This is a genomic window from Paenibacillus sp. sgz302114, assembly GCF_056120345.1.
Map to the genome: position 1 here is coordinate 25,747 of NZ_JBVYOI010000009.1, position 20,617 is coordinate 46,363.

Here is a 20,617-nt window from a genome sequence, read left to right on the forward strand (position 1 = left end):
AATTGTTGAACCGTGTTATTCTCATTGGCAGATTAACGAGGGACCCTGAAATGCGTTATACACCAGCAGGCGTTGCGGTAACGCAATTCACGCTTGCAGTGGATCGTCCGTTCCAAAGCGGAGGTCAAGGCGGCGAGCGGGAAGCGGATTTCATCCCAATCGTAACTTGGCGTCAACTCGCTGAAACTTGTGCGAACTATCTACGCAAAGGCCGTCTAACAGCGGTCGAAGGTCGTATCCAGGTTCGGAATTATGAGAACAACGAAGGCAAGCGCGTCTACGTGACGGAAGTTATTGCCGATAACGTTCGCTTCTTAGAATCCGGTAACCGCGATAATGGTCCTCGTGAAGAAGGTGCACCAAGCTACAGCGGCGGTAACGGCAACTATAGCGGAGGCAGCCAACAAGGTGGCTTCGGCGGAGGTAATTCACAAGGTGGAGGCCGTCCAGGTGGCACACCAAGGAACGACAATCGTGATCCGTTCTCAGACGACGGACGCCCGATCGATATATCGGAAGATGACTTGCCATTCTAACTGAAAGGACGGATTAAACATGAGCTTTAAGCAAAGAGATGGTGGCGACGAGCGTCCAGAACGCAAATTCGGCGGCCGCAAAGGCCGTAACAAACGCCGTAAAGTATGTTTCTTCACAGCTAACAAAATTACACACATCGACTATAAAGATACGGACTTGCTTCGTAAATTTATCAGCGAGCGCGGCAAAATTTTGCCACGTCGTGTAACTGGTACTAGCGCAAAGTACCAACGACTTCTGACAGTCGCTATCAAGCGTTCCCGTCAAGTAGCGTTGTTGCCTTACACTACGGAATAGTATGAATAACGCGTAACGCGTTTAAACAAGAGGCAGCCCTCAGGGGCTGCCTCTTTTTGATGTCTTCTTATATGCTCAGCCATGTGACTTAGAAACGGCTGGACTGCTCCTGGGCATAATCACCGATGAAAGGCAATTTGAACCGTTTGCCCTGCAGCGCGAGGAGCATTAATGCAATCCATAATATAAATGACAGCGGAGCAAGCAAAATGCCAAGCAGCCAACCGATAAACGGGATAAAGCCGAGCACAATATTGAGAACAACCAATACGACTGAGACGAGAATGGACTGCATGGCGTGGAAGCGCACGAATGTGCTTCGTTTCTCCAGCACAAGAAACAGAATGCCGGTTACAAAGCTGCCTAGATAGCACAACAAGCCGACGATTTTAGGATCGATCCCCGTCGATGAAGGATCAGGTCCGAACGATTGCATATGGATGCTCACCTTCCCTTTATTACGTATGTATTCCAGCAATAGGCGAACTATGCGGAAGTAATCGAAATGTTAGAAGGCACCATTTTTGACAACGGAATGATGTTAATCATCTGTAACTTTCACCTAAGCAAATTCGTTTAAATTAAGGAAGCTTGCGTTTAAATATGAATGGTAAGGAGCGTTACATTTCATCATGAATAAACCAAAAAAAATACGTATGTATAAATGGTTAGCGGGTGTGCTTGTCGTTCTGTTGCTAGCAGGGACAGCCGGCTATTATAACAGTAATGCGCTGGCAATGTGGGGATTCGATCTGTTCTTGTCGGACAGCGTAAAGAAGAAGCTGGAGAATTCGTATAAGCCGCTTGAGGGGCACAGTCCTTCGCAGACGACCTATAAGAAGGAGGATCCGTTCTCGATGCTGCTGCTCGGCGTTGACCAGCGGGATAAGGAGATAGGCCGCTCGGATACGATGATCTACACGGTTGTAAGACCGAAGGATGGCGCCATTCTGATGGTATCCATTCCACGTGACACCTACGTAGACATCGTTGGCAAAACAACGAAGGCCGGCAATCAGTGGCAGGATAAAATTACACACGCATATGCATTCGGCGGAGCGAAAATGTCGATAGAAACTGTCGAGAAGTTGTTTGGCTCGAAGGTCGATCATTATGCTACAATTAATTTTACCGGCTTCCGCGATGTCATTGATGCGATGGGCGGCATTTCGCTGCCAATTACAGAGGATCTCGTCAATGATGATCCAGAGCATGAGAAGTTCGTGGTGAAGGCTGGCAAACAGCTATATAACGGTACAGAAGCACTCAATTATGTTCGTTACCGTGAGGACGCAGGCGGTGATACGAGCCGTGCAGGACGCCATCAAATCTTCTTGAATGCGATTATGAACAAAGCTTCGCAGGTCGGTCAGTGGACGAAAATTCCCGAACTTATCGATATTATGGGACAGAACTTCTCTACCGATCTGACGCCGCAGCACATGATCGATCTAACCAAAAGTATGCTGCAAAGCGATCAGCGAACGATCTACAGCCACACGCTCAAAGGTGAAGGTCGTCGCAAGGTCACACACGGTACGTGGTACTATTTTGCCAATGAAGAGGATTTGGCCAAAACAACCTCACTGATCAAAGCTTGGCTAGATCCGGCGAAGACGAAAGAAACGCTGCCTCTTCCAGAGGAATATGAGCAGAAGGAACAAAAACCGGTTCAGTCGCTTTCCGCAAGGGAATCGAAACGAACAGCAGAGAAGAAGTAAAGGCAAGTAACAGCCCAGAGCTCTTCGTGCATAAGGAATGAAGAAGAAGGGACGGGTATTCAAACATGAACATTGCATTTTTCCTATTGCCTAAGCAGGAAGTTGTATGGCTGACGATGGATGCCACATTGAGGCAGACCCTTGAACGGATGGAGCATCACCGTTATACGGCCGTTCCAATTCTCGATAATAAAGGCGGCTATGCAGGTACGCTGACGGAAGGCGACCTCCTCTGGTATATGAAGAACAACCCGCATATCACGTTCGATCAGACGAACAAGGTGAAGCTGTCGGAAGTGCAGATGCGGCTCTCAAACCGCGCAGTGCAGATTGACGCCAACATGGAAGACCTCGTATCGCTTGCAAAGGTACAGAACTTCGTGCCTGTCGTTGATGATATGAACCGATTTATCGGCATCGTACGCCGGAGCGACATCATTGATTACTGTGAAGCACTTATCGTTCAATCATCCGCGCAATCCAATAAAGAAATGGCTGCTGGCTAATGGAAATCGCCGTCCTCTACATATGGGGGCGGCGTTTTGCTTACTGCCGGTCGAGTCAAGCGTGAAGCCCTGGCTGGACAACGTCTCCTGTGTTGCCACTAAGGTTTTATGCTATAATGGGGAGTAAAGCTTAAAGGTCGTACTAGTAACTTGGCAAGAGGTGAACAGCTTGAAAACCGGCTTAAAGTCGATATTATGGAGCATTGCGGCGCTGCTGCTTCTGCTCTCCATTGCGGTACCCGGATTGAACACGTTAGCGGCTGCAGTCATGATGGTTCCGACTGTTATTCTTTATACGATGTTGTCTAAACGGGCCTTCACACTGCATATGACTGCTGTATATGGAATTGGTGTTCTTGTACTCGGGCTGCCTGCAATAATCGTCGGGCTGTTTTTCTTGGTTCCTTCTATTGTGATGGGACATTATTACCGCACTGGCGCATCTGCGCGCAAGGTGCTGACAGCCACCGTTCTAACGCTGCTCGCAGAGCTGCTGCTTGAGCTTGTTTTGTTTGACGTGATATTTGATTTCTCGCTGCTGAGCGAAATTCGCAAAGTGATTATGACGACGACGGAAAACTTGCGAGCAGACGGCTTAATGCCGGGCATCTGGACCTCAGAGGTCACAGAAACGTACATTCAATATTTGATTCATTCCATACCGATGGCATTCATTACGCTATCCTTCATACTCGCTGTTGTCGCACATGCGATTGCAGCTCCGGCGCTGCGCTCGTCTGGCTTATCTATTGCGAAGCTGCAGCCAGCAAGAGAGTGGCGGTTGCCGCGTATCTTCGTCTTCTATTACTTGATTGCTCTTCTGGCGGATATGGTTACGCCGGATACAGGCACTTCGTACATGACAGTGGTGCTGCTGAACCTCATTCCGCTTATGCAGATCGCATTCACGATTCAAGCGATGGGACTTTTCTTCTTCATTGCGCATGAGCGAAAGTGGAACAAGGCTGTGCCGGTGCTCTTATCCGTGCTGGTTGCGATTTTTCTCCATCCGCTTAGCTTAATTGGGGTATTCGATGTCGCATTCCCCATTCGAAAAGCGTTCAAGAAATCGTAACTACAGGGGCGTGTAGAGGATGCCGAAGTTTCTAATCAAACGATGGCACGGTATGCACCATCTGTGGGCATTCGTGCTGATGATTTTATTAACGGTGACGCTCGCCGCATACGAATGGAAGCTTGGTATTATCGGGCTCGTGCTGTCAGGCGCGGTCGGCTTCTACTCTGTGATGGCGGAGCGGGCGTTTCGCCGGGATTTGAAGGTGTACCTCGGTACATTGTCGTACCGGGTGAAGAAAGCCGGCAGAGAGGTTATAAGCGATCTGCCGCTTGGCATTATTCTGTACAACGAGGATAAAACGGTCGAGTGGCATAACGGGTTTGTGTCGCATATGCTCGACCTGGAGTCTGTTGTAGGTGAGTCGCTGGACGATCTGTTCCCAACGCTGTCGCAGGCGAAGGAGCGTGAGGGAACCGTCGAAGCGGTCATTGGCACGTCGGTGTATGAGCTGATGTTCCGCTTTGATGAACGGCTGCTCTATATCCGTGATATTACGCAGCGCTGGCAGCTAGCGAAGCGCTATGAGGATGAGAAGCTCGCGCTTGGCATCGTCATGATGGATAACCTCGATGAGGTTACGCAAGGCATGGATGATCAGCAGCGCAGCTCGCTGATGTCAAAGGCGACGGCGGAAATTACAGAGTGGGCGAGTAAGTTCCACGTGTACTTGAAGCGCCTCACCTCAGATCGTTATCTTGTCATTACGGATCAGCGGACCCTCAAGCAGCTGGAGCTGTCACGCTTTGTATTGCTTGATGAAGTGCGGGAGATTACCGCTGAGAATAAGATACCGATGACGCTGAGCATCGGGTTCGCATCTGGTGCGGAGAGCATCGTAGAGCTCGGCCACTGGACGCAAACGAGCCTCGATTATGCGCTTGGCCGCGGCGGGGATCAGGCGGCTGTAAAGGTTGGACAGCGCCAGTCATTCTATGGCGGCAAGTCCAATGCGGTTGAGAAGCGGACTCGCGTCCGCGCCCGGGTAGTTGCGCATGCGCTGCGCGACTTGATACGCGACAGCGATCGCGTCGTCATTATGGGGCATAAGATGCCCGATATGGATTCGGTCGGCGCAGCTATCGGCGTGCTGAAGGCCGCGATGATGTACAACAAGGAAGCGTTCATCGTACTGGAGGGCGTCAATGCGTCCATTCAGAAGATGATGGAGATGCTGCGCGAGGATGAGCGCATCGCCAAGCGGTTCATTTCCCCGGATCAGGCGCAGGCTCTTATCGGCAGCAACACGCTCGTTGTTGTCGTTGATACGCACAAGGCGTCATTGGTGAAGGAACCAAAGCTGCTGACGCAAACGGATAAGATCGTCGTTGTCGATCATCATCGTCGCGGCGAAGAATTCATTGCAGGCGCAATTCTCGTCTATATGGAGCCTTATGCATCCTCGACGTGCGAGCTCATTACTGAGCTGCTCCAATATATCCATGACCGAGTGCTGCTGGACGTCAGAGAGGCGACGGCGCTGCTCGCGGGAATTACAGTCGATACGAAGAGCTTCTCGTTACGTACCGGCTCCAGAACGTTTGAAGCGGCATCGTTCCTTCGCCGCCATGGAGCGGATTCAGCGCTTATCCAGCGGATGATGAAAGAGGATCTAGCCGAGTACATCAAGAAGGCAGAGATGATCAAGCAAGCCGAGATCGTCTATGACCATATTGCAATTGCCGTCACGGAGCAAGGACGCCAGTATTCGCAGCTCTTAATTGCGCAGACGGCAGATACGCTTCTGAATATGACGGATGTGCTTGCATCGTTCGTCATTGGCGAACGGCCGGACGGTCTCATCGGTATTAGCGCGAGATCGCTGGGGCATATGAATGTGCAGGTTGTAATGGAGCGCATGGGCGGCGGCGGGCATCTGACGAACGCCGCAGCGCAGCAGGAAGGCACTGTTATAGAAGTAGCGCAGCGTCTCAAGCAGGTGCTGCATGATCTCGAGAAGGAAGAGGGGTTATTCGAATGAAAGTAATTTTTCTGCAAGATGTGAAGGGGCAAGGCAAGAAGGGTGAGGTTAAAGAAGTATCAGAGGGTTATGTCCGCAATTTCTTGTTCCCGAAGAACTTGGCGAAGCCAGCTTCCGACGGCAACCTGAAGACGCTTGACCTGCAAAACGCAGCCGAGGTAAAGAAGAAAGTGAAAGAGAAGGAAGATGCGCAGGCGCTTGCTGCACGACTGGAAGCGTTGAAGGTCGTCGTGAAGACAAGAGCAGGCGAAGGCGGCCGTCTATTCGGCGCCATTACGAGCAAACAAATCGCCGAGGCGCTTGAGGCGCAAGGCTTTAAGGTTGATAAACGCAAGATCGAATTGGAAGAGCCGATCCGCACCCTAGGTGTAACACAGGTGCCTGTGAAGCTGCATCCGGAAGTTAAAGCGAAGCTGAGTGTCCATGCAACAGAAGAATAATAAGCCATTCAAGGGGGATTCAAACGACCAGATGAGTAACGAGCAGCTGATGTTTGATCGTGTGCCGCCGCAGAATATGGAAGCAGAGCAAGCGGTACTCGGTGCAGTTCTATTGCAGACGGAAGCGTTGATTACGGCGATGGAGCGGGTGAAGAGCGAGGATTTCTACTTGCCTTCGCACCAGCTGATTTTTGAAGCGATGATTGAGCTCGGCGAGTCAAGTCAGCCCATCGATTTGGTTACCCTGACTGCTTATTTGCAGGACCATCAGCAGCTGGAGGAGATCGGCGGGGTCAGCTATTTGGCGAAGCTCGGCAACTCCGTGCCGACGGCAGCGAACGTCGACTACTACGCGCAAATCGTAGAAGAAAAGTCGATGCTCCGCCGCTTGATTCGGACAGCGACGAACATCGTCTCGAACGGCTATGCCGCGGCGGAAGATGTCGGCAGCATGCTGAGCGAAGCGGAGTCGCGCATTCTGGAAATTTCCAATCGCAGATCGAGCAGCGGCTTCATCTCCATTCGCGACGTGCTGATGGAAGTATTCGAGAAGGTGGAGTTCCTCTATACGAATAAAGGCGGCTCGAGCGGTATTCCGTCTGGTTTTACTGACCTCGACAAGATGACGGCCGGCTTCCAACGAAGCGACTTGATTATTATCGCGGCTCGTCCTTCCGTTGGTAAGACGGCGTTCGCGCTGAATGTGGCGCAGAACGTAGGCGTGCGTGCCAAAGAGACCGTCGCGATCTTCTCGCTAGAGATGTCCGCGGCTCAGCTCGTGCAGCGTATGATCTGCGCGGAATCAAATGTCGATGCAGGTCGTATGCGTACGGGGTATTTGGAAGGGGACGATTGGGAAAAGCTAACGATGGCGATTGGTTCACTGTCCGAAGCGCAAATCTACATTGATGATACACCGGGAATTACCGTTGCAGACATTCGCGCGAAGTGCCGCCGTCTGAAGAAAGAACGCGGTCTCGGCATGATTCTAATTGATTACTTGCAGCTCATTTCAGGGCGCGGCAAAGCAGGCGAGAACCGTCAGCAGGAAGTATCGGAAATTTCCCGTACATTGAAACAAATCGCGCGTGAGCTTGAAGTGCCGGTAATCGCGTTGTCGCAGCTGAGCCGTGGCGTTGAGCAGCGGCAGGACAAGCGTCCGATGATGTCCGACCTTCGGGAATCGGGTTCCATCGAGCAAGATGCCGACATCGTAGCGTTCCTCTACCGGGACGATTACTACGATAAGGAATCCGAGAAGAAGAACATTATCGAAATCATTATTGCCAAGCAGCGTAACGGCCCGGTTGGCACGGTCGAGCTGGCGTTCCTAAAGAGCTTCAATAAGTTCGTCGGGTTGGACCGAACGCATCAGGATCCTGGACAGGCCTCCTAAAGGCTTTCGCCAGCGGTGTTCCAACTCCGACAGACACCTTACAGAAATTCCGAACGATTGTGTGACACTAACCACAATCGTTCGGAATTTCGTTGACTTTACAGGGGTGGACTGCTACACTTATCATGCTGCCAAAGACTGGTGGCCATTTTAGTCATGTTAGTCATACACTTGCAAAACTTGTAATGGGGGTATAACCATGTCAACGGTAGTAGTAGTCGGAACCCAATGGGGAGACGAAGGCAAAGGGAAAATTACCGACTTTCTGGCGGATGGTGCTGATGTTGTAGCACGTTACCAAGGTGGCAACAACGCTGGCCACACGATCATCATCAACAATAAAAAATATAAACTTACAATGGTTCCATCCGGAATCTTCAACGAAAATAAAGTATGCGTCATCGGCAACGGCATGGTCATCAATCCAGCTGCTTTGATCGATGAAATCAATTATATTCAAGAGAATGGCTTCTCGACGGAGAACCTGAAGATCAGTGACCGCGCGCATCTGATTATGCCTTATCATCTGGTTCTGGACGGTCTTGAAGAAGAACGCAAAGGCGATAACAAGATCGGCACAACGCGCAAAGGGATCGGTCCATGCTACATGGACAAAGCTGCTCGTAACGGTATTCGCGTCGCGGACCTGATGGATGCAGAAGAGTTCGAAATGAAGCTGCGCCGCCTCGTGGAAGAGAAGAACCAAGTAATCGAACAAGTATACGGCGGCGAGAAGCTGAATGCTGACGAAATTCTCGGTCAGTATCTTGGTTACGCAGAAACGCTTCGTCGTTATGTAACGGATACTTCAGTTGTTCTGAACGATGCGATTGACGCGAACCAGAAGGTGCTGTTCGAAGGCGCACAAGGCGTTATGCTCGATATCGACCAAGGCACGTATCCATACGTGACATCGTCGAACCCGACAGCCGGCGGCGTATGTATCGGCTCCGGCGTTGGCCCTTCGAAGATTCAGCAAGTTATCGGCGTGGCGAAAGCGTACACAACTCGTGTCGGCGACGGTCCATTCCCAACGGAGCTAAACAATGAAACCGGCGACTGGATTCGTGAGAAAGGTCATGAGTACGGTACTGTAACAGGACGTGCGCGTCGTGTAGGTTGGTTCGACACCGTTGTCGTCCGCCATGCACGCCGTGTTAGCGGCATTACAGGCTTGTCCTTGAACTCGCTCGACGTGCTGTCGGGTCTTGAAACGGTTAAGATTTGCACAGGCTACAAGCTGCGCGGCGAAGTTATCGAGCACTATCCGGCAAGCCTCAAGCTTATCTCCGAGTGTGAAGCGGTGTACGAAGAGCTTCCAGGCTGGAGCGAGGATATCTCGAACGCGAAGACACTTGCAGATTTGCCAGTTAATACGCGCCGTTATGTGGAACGTGTATCCGAGCTGACAGGTATTCCGATTGCAATCTTCTCGGTTGGACGTAACCGCGAGCAGACGAACCCGATTATGCCGATTTACGTATAATCAATTGAATGTTAGAGGATAGTGGCTTTATTGCCGCTATCCTCTTTCTTTTTGCCATGGGGATGAATGGTTACCGGAAAGGGGGGAAATACTAAGAAGTATGGGCAAAATGCCCTTCAGGGGAGGGTGAACGAAATGTGGAAACTAACGAAAATAACCGGATGGCTGGCGAAGACGATCGCCGCGGCGCTTCTCATCAGCTTCTTGTCGATCTGGACAACCGGATATATCGTCAATAGCTATGTGGAGACGCTGCTCAAGCAGTTTCATATACCGCTTGAAGAGAAGCCATTCGCGCTTAGTAGTGTATGGGGCGAGCTATGGGGAGCCGATCCGGCGGTAAAGTCGAGTGGCAGTACAGCTGCAGATTCGGGTTCCGATAAGACGCAGGCGGCAAGCAACCAGGATGACAAGGATAAGGCGGATTCCGTTGATGCGTTCAGCCAGCAGCCTTCAGGCGAGCTTAGCGATATTGGAGGAGGAACGGGACCGAAGGGTAATAGCAGCGCCGCAGGGACGGATACCGATACCGATCACGCCGGGTCACAGTCGCAATCGCAGGAGAGTGCAGATGCTTCGAAGGATGAAGTAGCGATGACGACTGATCAGTTGAATGAGGCCAAGTCGCAAATTAGCGATGCAGATAAGGAGAAGCTGTTCGGCGTTATGATGCAGAAGCTTCCTCAGGATGCATGGCAGACGATCTCGAAGCTGATGGAGGACGGATTGACGGACAGCGAACTGACTCAGGTACAGCAGCTGATGGCGCAGCATTTGGACCGAAATGAGTATGATGAAATGCTGTCAATTCTGAGCAAATATTAATATTGCTATATGGCCGTTTGGTTGAACCGTTATATTGCGTTATGTTAAAGTATAACTCGTAGCCTGACAATAAACGATTTTGTTGTCGAAAACGATCTATTTTACGAAACATATCGCGAAATAAGGAGACGAATATGGCCTTTTTTAATGATAAGGGTCGATTCCGGAAGCTGATTCAATCTATCCGGGGCGATAGACCCGCTAGTACGCTTGGACCTGCAGATGCACCGAGTGAAGGCAATACGGCAAAGCGGATGCTGCGTAAGAAGCCGCTCGTAGCTGCAGTCAGCGGAATTGCATTGCTTGCGATTGTCGGATTAACCGGCACTCACTATGTGAAAGCTCATACAGTAGATTTTGTTGAAGTATATCAGAACGGCAATCTTATTGGCGAAGTGAAGTCGAAGGATCAAGTCGCAGACCTCATTAGCCAGAAGAAGCAGGAATTGAAAGCAAGCAAAGCTGATCTGACAATGGTCCTCGATACAGGTAAGATCACATTCGGGGCTAAGAGCGCTTACAAGGCTGAGCCGGACACAGCGATTACGCTGCAGAAGCTTGAAGGCTTATTCAGTTCTCATGCTGAAGGCGTTGAGATGGTCGTAAACGGCAAGCGTGTCGGTGTGGTAAAAGATAAAGCGACAGCAACTGCGCTGCTTGAGCGGGTGCAGAACAAGTATAAACCGCAGATGAAGACCGGCAAGGTAGCGGCGGAAGTGACCGCATTGTCGTATTCCGGCGACGGCAGCGTGAAATCCAAGACGGCGCTCAAGTCCATGAAGATTGTCGAGAACGTCGCTTTGAAAGCAGCGGATGTACAGCCGACGGACATTGCCGATCCGGAGCAGCTTTACTTGCAGATCATTAAGGGTACGGTGAAACCGACCAAATATACGGTTCAAGATGGCGACTGTGTCGGTTGTATCGCACAGAAGTTCGACATATCCCCTCAAGTTATCTATGAGCGGAACAAGTGGATCAAGGACGATATGATTAAAGTCGGTGACGTGCTTGATCTAACTGTACTTAAACCGCAAGTGACCGTTCAAACGGTAGAGAACGTGACGGAGACGGAATCGATTGATCCGCAAACCGTTATTCAGAAGAACAGCAACATGAAGGCAGGCCAACAGAAGGTCATTCGCGAGGGGCAAAGCGGGAAGAAACAGCTCGTGTACCGCCTTGTGAAGCAAAATGGCTATCTGATGAGCGAGGAGCTGATCAGCGAGGTTGTTCTGGAGCCTTCCGTGCCGGCTATTGTTATGAAAGGTACGAAGGTCGTTCTGAATGAGGGAAGCGGTCGTTTCGCATGGCCGGTTACCGGTCATCGCCTGACGAGCTTCTTCGGTCAGCGCTGGGGTGCGCTTCACCGCGGTGTCGACATGGTCGGCAACCATAACATTAAGGCTGCGGACAATGGAACGGTGACGTTCACTGGGACACGCCCGGGGCTTGGCAACTGTATCATTATCAATCACAATAACGGCTACGAAACGTACTACGGCCACTTGAGCAAAATTACGGTCAAGAAGGGCCAGACAGTCGAGCAAGGACAAAGTATTGGAGTTATGGGCAATACGGGCCACTCCTTCGGTACGCATTTGCACTTTGAGGTTCATAAGAACGGGGTTCTGCAAAATCCGTTAAAATATTTGTAAGAGTCGAGACACCATCCGGTCGTTGTGCCGGGTGGTGTTTTTTTTTGGTTTTGTAAGGAAAGACCGGGCGGTGACAGATTATGACCAAATCTCCCCTGATATGAGGGAACTTTCATTGGGAACTGCTGTCCTACCTATGTTAAAATAGATAAAGATTGCATAAGCGACAGGCGGTGTAGCGATGCACGGTAAAATATTAGTAGTTGATGATGAACAACCGATTGCGGACATTATAAAATTCAACCTCGAGAAGGAAGGCTATCAAGTGATTTGCGCCTTCGATGGGGGAGAAGCGGTGCGGCTCGCGTTCGAGGAGCTGCCTGATTTGATATTGCTTGATTTGATGCTGCCAGTGAAGGACGGCATGGACGTGTGCCGCGAGGTGCGCACTCGTCTGCAGACGCCGATCATTATGCTGACAGCGAAAGATACAGAGCTTGATAAAGTGCTCGGCCTGGAGCTTGGAGCAGACGATTACGTCACGAAGCCATTCAGCACGCGCGAGCTGCTTGCACGGGTGAAAGCGCATTTACGCCGGACGAAGAACGATGCTGCTTCGGCTGCTGCAGCTGCTGTGATTAGTGGAGCTGCTTCCGGTGCAGGTACAGGGGCGGCAGCTGGTGTGGAGGAGAAGCAAGGCCTCGGCATCTTCAATCTGTTTATAGATACGGACATGTATGTCGTCTACAAGGACAATGAACCGCTTGACCTGACTCACCGCGAATACGAGCTTGTATATTACCTGGCGCGGAACTGCGGCAAGGTCATGACGCGCGAGCATTTGCTGCAAGCGGTCTGGGGATTTGAGTATTTCGGCGATGTGCGTACTGTCGACGTGACGATACGGCGTCTGCGCGAGAAGATTGAGGACGACCCAAGCCGTCCGGAGTATATTTTGACCCGCCGGGGTCTCGGGTATTTAATGCGCAATCCGAAATCCGGAGGGTTCGGCTACGGATGAACGGGATACGTTTTTTCCGAACGATTCAAGTGAAGCTGATCATCATCTATGTATTGCTCATTCTCATCGCAATGCAGCTGATCGGCGTTTATTTCATAAGCACGATGAAGACGTCGCTAACGTCGACGTTCACCAATAACATGAACGAGCAGGCGAATTTGCTCTCGCAAATCTCGGCTCAGACATTATCGAATCAACCGGATCAGGCAAGCAATACCGGCGAGCAGACAACGGAGGAGTACCTCGGTGTGCTCGTTAGCAGCTTGTTCAGCATTAGCGAGGCTGAGATTCAAATTCTAGATGCGAGCGGCAAGGTGCTAGCGACGTCGCTGCAGTCCCATCAATCCTACATTGGCAAGAAGAATACGTCGCTCGTGGTTAGCCGCGCGCTGCAAGGCATTCGTGACAATGAAGAGGAGATTATTGATGAGGATGGCATTCGCAAGAAGGTCATCGCAAAGCCGATCGTATACAGTGACAAAATTGTAGGCGCCGTCTACCTTGTCGCTTCGATGAAGGAGCTATATGCGACGGTCGACCGAATCAACCGGATCTTCATGTCGGGAATGCTGCTCGCGCTTGGACTCACCGGCGTACTCGGCATTCTGCTGGCAACGACGATTACGAATCCGATAAAAGCACTGACAAGGCAGGCCGCGGCCGTTGCGGAAGGTCAATTCGACCAGCGCGTGCCGATTCTCGGCAATGACGAGATTGGCCGACTGAGCGAAGTGTTCAATGATATGACGTTGCGCCTGCGCGATGCGCTGTCGGCGAATGAAGAGGAGAAGGAGAAGATCTCCTCGATTCTCGCAAACATGAGCGACGGCGTCGTTGCAGCAGATGAACGCGGCGTCGTTATGATTACGAACCGGCGGGCGCAGGAGATGCTGCGCCGGGACGATTACGAAGGCATCCGCCTCGGCGATCTGTTCGGCATGGAAGAGTCGCAGATTACGGCGCTGCTGCGAGGCGGCGATCAATCGGCGGTTCTGTACCAGGTGCAGACAGAGGGCGAAGAGGAAGAAGAGATGCTGCGGCTCACGATGACGCCGATTCATCGCCGCGATCAAGGCATCTCAGGCACGATTGCGGTGCTACAGGACGTGACGGAGCAAGAGCGGCTGGAGCAATCGCGCCGCGAGTTCGTCGCGAACGTATCGCATGAGCTGCGGACGCCGCTAACGACGATCAAGAGTTACGCGGAGGCGCTTGATGACGGCGCGATGGATGAGAGAGAGCTTGGACAGCGCTTCGTCGGTGTTATTCGGAACGAGACCGAGCGGATGATTCGGCTCGTCACGGATTTGCTCCACCTGTCGCGGCTGGACTCGAATCAGGCGCCGCTGCGCCGGCAGCAGACGAATGTGCCGGATATGCTGGAAGAAGTGGCCGATCGGTTCTCCTTCCAGCTGCGTAAGAAGGCGATTCGGGCGACCGTTCGGGTGGAGGATTCCATCTCGTTAGTGTGGCTCGACCGGGACCAGATCGATCAAGTATTGGACAACCTTGTGTCCAATGCGATCAAATATACGCTTGATGGCGGACACATTGAGATCGCTGCCCGCAAGATCGAACCCGCCTCCATTGCGATCAGCGTGAAGGATACGGGTATCGGCATTCCGAAGCGGGATCTCGGCCGCATCTTCGACCGGTTCTACCGTGTTGATAAAGCGCGCTCGCGCAATATGGGCGGGACAGGCCTCGGGCTGTCAATTGCCCGGGAAATTGTGAAGGCGCATGGAGGTAATATTACGCTCGATTCTGAGCTGAATGAGGGAACAACGGTAACGGTCATCCTCCCTACACAAGTGAGCGGAGGTGAGCGCGCATAATGGACAAGCTGAAGACAATTGTGCTGACGGCGCTCGTCGTGATGAGTTTGATTCAAAGCTATTTGCTTGCCTACAGCATGCCGGGGCTCGGGGTCACCACGACACCGCAGCAGCAAGGTTATGTGCAGTCGGAACCGATGGGGCAAGAGGAGAAAGTCGAGAACGTTATTTTCCCAGAGGATATGGTGCTGCATCTTGGCAAAGGGAAGCACACGGTGCTGTATCCGGCGTCCAACTTCTACAATCTGATCTTCGGCAAAATCAAAAGCCGCGAGTTCAAAGGATTCCAACGGAGCCCTGCGGTTGTAGTCGATTGGGATGATGTTCGGGACCGAGATCAAGGGCTTGAGCTTCGGTTCGGGCGCGGTGTGCCGGCCCAGCTGCTCAGCAAAGTGCTGAAGCTTGAGGGTGATGTAACCTTCTTGAATGACGCCATCAACCGAATCTGGATTTACAAAAGCAGCGACCGTGATGAAGTGCGGACCTACTTCTTCAGCACGGACAATATAACGGTATACGAATCAGTGAAGGCAGATTTAACCGCCCAAGACGTGCAAATGTATGTCGGCTATGGCGAGTATCAAGTGGGCTACCGGAAGATCGGCGACGATATCTATATTCCGGACGGACCGATCGAATCGATGCAGTCGGTGGTCGAGTATGACAGCTATTCGCCTGAACAGATGCAGCGTTATCTGTTCTTCGATCCCGGAGTCACGCGGGTCATAAGCGATAGAGGCGGCTCGCAGATCTATACGGACGGCAAGCGCGGCTTGCAGGTCGAGCAGAACGGGCGTTGGATCAGCTATACCGATCCGGTTGCCGGGCAAGGCCAAGAAGACAATGAGAGCCAAAATGTCTACGCCGCTATTCAGTTCATTAACCAGCACGGCGGCTGGGACGGCATGCACCGGTTCGTGCATGCGGGCTCATTCGAGCAGAGCGTACAAGTGCTGCGGTTCCAGCAGTATTACGGCTCGTATCCAATCATTCCGCAGGAGACGTTCCTGTTCGGCAGCATGAAGCTGCGGATGCTTCAGGGCAACGTCTCGGAATATGAGCGGTCGCTGCTGACGCTGCAGAAGAAGCCGCAGAAGCGGGATATTCGCTGGTTGCCGGGCGGCAGCATGGTTGAGAGCGCGCTCGAGCATTACTCGCGCAGGCTGGAAGTGACTGCGCTATTCCCGGCACTGCAAGCTTCGCCGGCGGACAAGAACACGATGCTGCTTGCGCCGGTATGGGCGGTGCGGCTGCTCGACGGGACGCAGTTAGTGCTGCTTCCGGCAATCCCGGGCGGCTATAAGCCACAGCCGGGCGAGCCGGGCGGTGCGCCGATCGTGAAGCAGACGCCGGCAACGACTGGCGGCGTCGGCAGCATCGGCAGCGTCGGCCTGACCGATGGGCGGATGGTTCTGCCGGGCGCCGACGGGGGTGCAGGTTCGAGCACCAACAGCGGGAATGCGGTGAGCACAGCTAGCGGAAGCAGCGGCGCGAAGGCGGGCTCCACAGTAGATGGGACGTCCACGGCTTCGAGCAATGCTGGCAATGGCAATTAACGGGTACGGTTCTATTTTCAGATGGCATGGCCTGTGAAGGGGTTGAAGGGATGGACTGGGGCAGGGCGAAGAGTGTGTTGATTTTTGCGTTTCTGCTGCTGAATCTCGTGCTTGGCTACCAGCTCTGGTCCAATATCCGGGAAGGGCTGCGCACGAGCGCGAACGTGAGTGATCTGTCTCCCGAGACACAGGCGCTCATTGAAGAGAAGAAGATTAAGCTAGGGACGAGCATTCCTTCGGAGACGCCTGAGCTGCGTGATCTCACGTACAAGGTGAAGGTCGGTCTCGGCAAGGGCGAGCGGCATGAGCTGAAGACGCCGGTTGATAGTAAAGTGGTGTTTGTCGATAAAGATCTACAGGCTAGTCTCGGTGGTATCATTCCGGAGCTTGATGAATATACGCTTGGTCCAAGACTTGAGAATGAGTTTATTCTGTACCGGATGGCAGAGGGCCGTCCAATGTTCGATGTGAAGCTGGAGCTGTTCTACAGCAACCAGAAGATTACCGCATATAAGCAGGATTTGATTGAGCTCCTTCCCTCGGAGAAGGCACAGGCGCAGACGGTTCTGTCCGCGACGAAAGTAGTGACAAGCCTCATCGAGAACCAGCTGAAGAACGGCGCGGTCATTCAGGAGATTAAGCTGGGCTATCATGGGCAGATTTTCAACTCGGATACGCAGGTGTCGGCACCGACGTGGCGCGTGCTGCTGGAGGATGGCGGGCAGTACTACATGAATGCGATCAGTGGGGAAGTTGTAACGGAATAAGGGAATAACGGAATAAAGGTGCTTTTGGGGAAAGGTTTGAACAGGGGATATGGGAATTCGGTTTACGGTACTTGGGAGCGGGTCGACCGGTAATGCAACGATTGTGCAGTGCGAGGATTCTACAGTTCTCATCGATGCCGGTTTGAGTATGAAACGTTTGGATGAGCTGATGCGGATGCAAGGCGTTGCGGGGCATGAGATTGATGCGATTCTTGTGACCCATGAGCATTCCGATCATATTAAAGGTCTGGGCGCTTTTGCAAGGAAGCATAATGTGCCGATCTACGCCAACGAGGCGACTTGGGGCGCGCTGGAGCGGCATGTAGGACAAATTACGGCGGAGCAGCGGGTTATTATGGAGACAGGCGAGACGGCTAACTTCGGTTCTATGCGAACGACGTCTTACGCGATCTCGCATGATGCGGCTGAGCCGGTCGGCTATGTGTTTGAAGATGATCATGTAAAGCTGAGTCTGGCGACAGACCTTGGCTATGTAAGCGATAAAGTAAGGCGTATGATCGAGGATTCCGATGTGCTCGTGCTGGAGTCGAATCATGACGTAAATATGCTGCGGATGGGGCGTTACCCGTGGAATATTAAGCGGCGTATCTTAAGCGATGTCGGGCATTTGTCGAATGAAGCGGCTGGTGAAGCTTTATGTCAGCTGATGACGGACCGGACGAAGCGGGTCTATCTGGCACACTTAAGCCTCGATCATAACATGATGGACCTTGCGCGGATGACGGTGAACGAGATTCTCGAGAACAACGGATTCTTCTTTAAGAGAGAAGAGCATCCGCTGCGGGAAACGTACCATGACCGGCCTACGGCATGGGATGAAGTGAGGCGACGATAAGCTCGTCCAGCTCCGAGTCGAGCGTGTTGATTCTGCGTTCCAGCTCTTCTGGGGAGATTAGCCCTTTGTCGATGAGCAGCTCGGTCACGGCGCTGAGCGTGAGGAGAGTTCGATAGTGATCCTCTTTGAGATCAGCGAGCTTGGCTACGAGATTCAGATGATCAAGTGCGGATGCTGCCGATGAGGATGTGGCAGGCGTTGCTTTGCGCGGCATAGGGATTCGCTCCTTTTATCGCCATTGCCCGGCGGTGTTTGGGCTAATTTGGAAGTTCATATTATTATTGTAGTCTATTCTACCGATATCATTCCTAGATTCGAAAAATAATAATCTCTGATGGCTGCTCGTTCGTTCGCAGGTTCTTGCGAGAGTGAGTGAGGCATCGAGAGGAGCGATTATAGATGAGCTTATTCGATGATGATTTCTATTCAACGCGTGTGTCGCGGCGTACGCTTTGGGAGAAGAACCGTGGGGTCTCGGCGCGTCGCAGCGGCGGCCGTTCGGTGATGCGCGTTGCGCTTACTTCTTCGCTGATTAGCGCGGCAGCGGTGGCGATTGTGTTCGGTCTGTTCACCGGCTTTGACCGGGGCAGTGAAGCGGTTAAAGCAGTAGCGGGCATTACCAATGTGTCGATGAACGATCCGCTGGAGAAGACGATTTCGGCGGCGGCGAAGGTTCGTCCGGCTGTCGTGAGCATCATTAATGAGCAGGCGATGCCAGCTGGTCAGGGTGGAGCTGGTTCGGGCGCTGGTGCTAATGGCGACGGGGAGACGTCTGGTGATGGTTCAACGGAGCTGGAGCAGGCTGCTCTTGGTTCGGGCTTTATTTTTGAAAAGGTCGGCGGCAAGGCGCATATCATTACGAACAATCACGTAATTGCAGATGCAGCGGCTGTGAAAGCAGTGCTGAGCAATGGCGAGACGCGTGACGCGAAGATTATCGGCAAGGATGAGATCACGGATCTAGCGGTGCTCGAAATTGATGCAAAAGGCATTGATACGGTAGCCCAGTTCGGCGAGTCCGAAGATCTGCGCGCAGGTCAGTGGGTTATGGCGATCGGCAATCCGCTGGGCCTTAGCGACTCGCTGTCGATGGGTATTGTAAGCAAGACGAAGCGGATCATTCCGGTGTCGCTCAGCCAGGACGGCAATTATGACTGGGAGCAGGAAGTCGTTCAGATTGACGCTTCGATTAACCAAGGCAACAGCGGCGGTCCGCTCATCGACTTGGACGGCCATGTGGTCGGCATCAACAGCATGAAGATTGCCGATTATGGCGTTGAAGGCGTGGGCTTTGCGATTCCATCGCATTCGGCGATGCCGATCGTGCAGAGCTTGCTGGAGCATGGCAAAGTGCTGCGACCTTACCTTGGCGTGTACACGATGGATCTGTCGCGTTACATGGATCAGCAAGCAGCAGCAGCTGCGGCGGCACAGGGCGATGGCGGTAATGGTGGTCTAGGCGGGGATGAAGCAGCTCCGAACGGCACTGATGGTGCGGATGGTTCCGCTGATGCAGGTGGCTCGGATGGTTCTGATGCGGGTGCTGGCGGTGGCGTTGCTCCAGGCGACGACAGTGAAGGTGTGATGGCGCCTCAAGGGGAGCTGAAGCTGCCGGATAATGTGCATGACGGCGTTATCGTGCTGCAAGCTGTTGGTCCGGCTGAGGAAGCGGGTCTGAAGTACGGCGACGTTATTGTGAAGCTGGACAATCAGCCGATCAGCAGCACGCTGGAGCTTCGCAAGTATCTGTATGGCGAGAAGTCCATCGGGGATAATATCAAGATGACGTACTATCGAGACGGCGAGAAGCAGACGACGACGTTTAAGCTTGAAGAGAAGACGGAAGACTAGACTATAGTCATGAAGAAGCGGATCAGCTCGTGCAGCTCCTGATGGAGGCCTGCGTATGACGGGCTGATCTCTTTGCGTGGATGGGGACGAAAATAACAAAGCTGGGGGATATAGAAACGATGTTTTGTGTATGCAAAGAGCATGTGGAGCTGGCGATTGATAAGTTTGTAGATGAGTATGAGGATGCACCGGATATCGTCGATCTGGTGACGACGAAATTTACGGAATGGGAAGCGCCGGCAACCTGCGACATGTGTCAGAGCATTGCCGAGTACTTGGTGGTGTAGGCGATGCATATTCAGATAGCAGCAGTTGGAAAGCTGAAGGAGAAGTATCTCGTCCTCGGCATCGCCGAATACGCGAAGCGTCTTGGTCCGTACGTGAAGCTCACGCTCACGGAGGTGCCGGACGAGCGGGCGCCCGAGACGATGAGCGCCGCCGAGGAAGCCATTGTTCGCGAGCGCGAGGGTGAGCGGCTGCTCGCGGTTATTAAGCCGGACGCGCATGTCGTCGCGCTGGCGTTGGACGGTGAGCTGTGGTCGAGCGAGGACCTCGCCGGGCAGCTCGATCATTTAGCCACGTATGGGCGGAGCCACGTGGCTTTTGTTATTGGCGGGAGCAACGGCCTCGCGCCCGCCGTGCTGAAGCGCGCCCAGCAGAAGCTGAGCTTCGGGCGCATGACCTTGCCGCACCAGCTGATGCGGCTGGTGCTGCTGGAGCAGGTGTACCGGGCGGTGAAGATTAACCGGGGGGAACCGTATCACAAGTAACGGACGGCATAGAAAGGGATACACGTTGATATGCTCCTATGATCCGGAGCGATCACGGTCTGAAAGCAATTCTCTTATTCCTCTTAAAGCGTCTCTACG

Annotated in this window: 21 protein-coding genes; 19 read left to right on the top strand and 2 right to left on the bottom strand. The window is 52.7% G+C overall.

What is annotated here, in order from left to right:
* The first annotated feature begins 2 nt into the window (after positions 1–2).
* Positions 3–536 carry a single-stranded DNA-binding protein gene (ssb, locus tag AC0LWF_RS20355; protein ID WP_474653364.1) on the top strand — a complete coding sequence of 178 codons (534 nt, stop codon included), beginning with the start codon at positions 3–5 and terminating at the stop codon, positions 534–536.
* 19 nt (positions 537–555) lie between these two features.
* Positions 556–834: a 30S ribosomal protein S18 gene (gene rpsR / locus AC0LWF_RS20360; RefSeq protein WP_090574546.1), complete on the top strand. Its 279-nt coding sequence runs from the start codon at positions 556–558 to the stop codon at positions 832–834.
* 88 nt (positions 835–922) lie between these two features.
* Here rpsR and AC0LWF_RS20365 read toward each other — a convergent pair whose 3' ends face one another.
* On the bottom strand, positions 923–1,270 hold the full coding sequence (locus tag AC0LWF_RS20365) for a DUF4870 domain-containing protein (RefSeq protein WP_474653365.1): 348 nt from the start codon (positions 1,268–1,270) through the stop codon (positions 923–925).
* 196 nt (positions 1,271–1,466) lie between these two features.
* On the opposite strand from AC0LWF_RS20365, the gene AC0LWF_RS20370 reads away from it, so the two are divergent.
* From AC0LWF_RS20370 to AC0LWF_RS20435, 14 genes are all read left to right on the top strand, one after another.
* Positions 1,467–2,555, top strand: coding sequence for an LCP family protein (locus AC0LWF_RS20370; RefSeq protein ID WP_474653366.1), 1,089 nt, complete (start codon positions 1,467–1,469; stop codon positions 2,553–2,555).
* A 65-nt stretch (positions 2,556–2,620) separates the two neighbouring features.
* Complete coding sequence (locus AC0LWF_RS20375) at positions 2,621–3,061, top strand: CBS domain-containing protein (RefSeq protein ID WP_474653367.1); 441 nt, start codon at positions 2,621–2,623, stop codon at positions 3,059–3,061.
* A 160-nt stretch (positions 3,062–3,221) separates the two neighbouring features.
* On the top strand, positions 3,222–4,136 hold the full coding sequence (locus AC0LWF_RS20380; RefSeq protein WP_474653368.1) for a DUF2232 domain-containing protein: 915 nt from the start codon (positions 3,222–3,224) through the stop codon (positions 4,134–4,136).
* Positions 4,137–4,155: 19 nt separating this feature from the next.
* On the top strand, positions 4,156–6,117 hold the full coding sequence (locus AC0LWF_RS20385) for a DHH family phosphoesterase (protein ID WP_474653369.1): 1,962 nt from the start codon (positions 4,156–4,158) through the stop codon (positions 6,115–6,117).
* Entirely contained in the window at positions 6,114–6,557 is a 444-nt protein-coding gene (gene rplI, locus AC0LWF_RS20390) for a 50S ribosomal protein L9 (RefSeq protein ID WP_474653370.1), read from the top strand. Before AC0LWF_RS20385 ends, rplI begins: the two co-directional genes overlap by 4 nt.
* Before the next feature lie 31 nt (positions 6,558–6,588).
* The gene (gene dnaB / locus AC0LWF_RS20395; protein WP_474653371.1) at positions 6,589–7,953 is read left to right on the top strand and encodes a replicative DNA helicase; all 1,365 of its coding nucleotides are present in this window, start codon (positions 6,589–6,591) and stop codon (positions 7,951–7,953) included.
* 199 nt (positions 7,954–8,152) lie between these two features.
* On the top strand, positions 8,153–9,439 hold the full coding sequence (locus AC0LWF_RS20400) for an adenylosuccinate synthase (protein WP_474653372.1): 1,287 nt from the start codon (positions 8,153–8,155) through the stop codon (positions 9,437–9,439).
* Positions 9,440–9,574: 135 nt separating this feature from the next.
* Positions 9,575–10,264 (top strand): hypothetical protein, encoded by a 690-nt coding sequence (locus AC0LWF_RS20405; RefSeq protein WP_474653373.1) that lies wholly within the window; start codon positions 9,575–9,577, stop codon positions 10,262–10,264.
* A gap of 134 nt (positions 10,265–10,398) precedes the next feature.
* Positions 10,399–11,922: a peptidoglycan DD-metalloendopeptidase family protein gene (locus AC0LWF_RS20410; protein WP_474653374.1), complete on the top strand. Its 1,524-nt coding sequence runs from the start codon at positions 10,399–10,401 to the stop codon at positions 11,920–11,922.
* A gap of 181 nt (positions 11,923–12,103) precedes the next feature.
* Positions 12,104–12,883, top strand: a complete 780-nt coding sequence (locus AC0LWF_RS20415) for a response regulator (protein WP_474653375.1) — start codon at positions 12,104–12,106, stop codon at positions 12,881–12,883.
* On the top strand, positions 12,880–14,718 hold the full coding sequence (walK, locus tag AC0LWF_RS20420) for a cell wall metabolism sensor histidine kinase WalK (protein ID WP_474653376.1): 1,839 nt from the start codon (positions 12,880–12,882) through the stop codon (positions 14,716–14,718). Before AC0LWF_RS20415 ends, walK begins: the two co-directional genes overlap by 4 nt.
* The gene (locus AC0LWF_RS20425; RefSeq protein WP_474653377.1) at positions 14,718–16,274 is read left to right on the top strand and encodes a YycH family regulatory protein; all 1,557 of its coding nucleotides are present in this window, start codon (positions 14,718–14,720) and stop codon (positions 16,272–16,274) included. The genes walK and AC0LWF_RS20425 overlap by 1 nt, the downstream gene beginning before the upstream one ends.
* A 50-nt stretch (positions 16,275–16,324) precedes the next feature.
* Positions 16,325–17,041 (top strand): two-component system regulatory protein YycI, encoded by a 717-nt coding sequence (gene yycI / locus AC0LWF_RS20430; protein ID WP_474653378.1) that lies wholly within the window; start codon positions 16,325–16,327, stop codon positions 17,039–17,041.
* A 49-nt stretch (positions 17,042–17,090) separates the two neighbouring features.
* The gene (locus tag AC0LWF_RS20435; RefSeq protein ID WP_474653379.1) at positions 17,091–17,897 is read left to right on the top strand and encodes an MBL fold metallo-hydrolase; all 807 of its coding nucleotides are present in this window, start codon (positions 17,091–17,093) and stop codon (positions 17,895–17,897) included.
* Here AC0LWF_RS20435 and AC0LWF_RS20440 read toward each other — a convergent pair.
* Positions 17,866–18,111 (bottom strand): hypothetical protein, encoded by a 246-nt coding sequence (locus tag AC0LWF_RS20440; protein WP_474653380.1) that lies wholly within the window; start codon positions 18,109–18,111, stop codon positions 17,866–17,868. The genes AC0LWF_RS20435 and AC0LWF_RS20440 overlap by 32 nt on opposite strands.
* Positions 18,112–18,296: 185 nt before the next feature.
* Here AC0LWF_RS20440 and AC0LWF_RS20445 point away from each other — a divergent pair, with 185 nt between their 5' ends.
* From AC0LWF_RS20445 to rlmH, 3 genes are all read left to right on the top strand, one after another.
* Positions 18,297–19,748, top strand: coding sequence for a S1C family serine protease (locus AC0LWF_RS20445; protein WP_474653381.1), 1,452 nt, complete (start codon positions 18,297–18,299; stop codon positions 19,746–19,748).
* A 119-nt stretch (positions 19,749–19,867) separates the two neighbouring features.
* Positions 19,868–20,035, top strand: coding sequence for a CxxH/CxxC protein (locus tag AC0LWF_RS20450; RefSeq protein WP_126012416.1), 168 nt, complete (start codon positions 19,868–19,870; stop codon positions 20,033–20,035).
* Between the two features lie 3 nt (positions 20,036–20,038).
* The gene (rlmH, locus tag AC0LWF_RS20455) at positions 20,039–20,518 is read left to right on the top strand and encodes a 23S rRNA (pseudouridine(1915)-N(3))-methyltransferase RlmH (RefSeq protein WP_474653382.1); all 480 of its coding nucleotides are present in this window, start codon (positions 20,039–20,041) and stop codon (positions 20,516–20,518) included.
* The last annotated feature ends 99 nt before the right edge of the window (positions 20,519–20,617 follow it).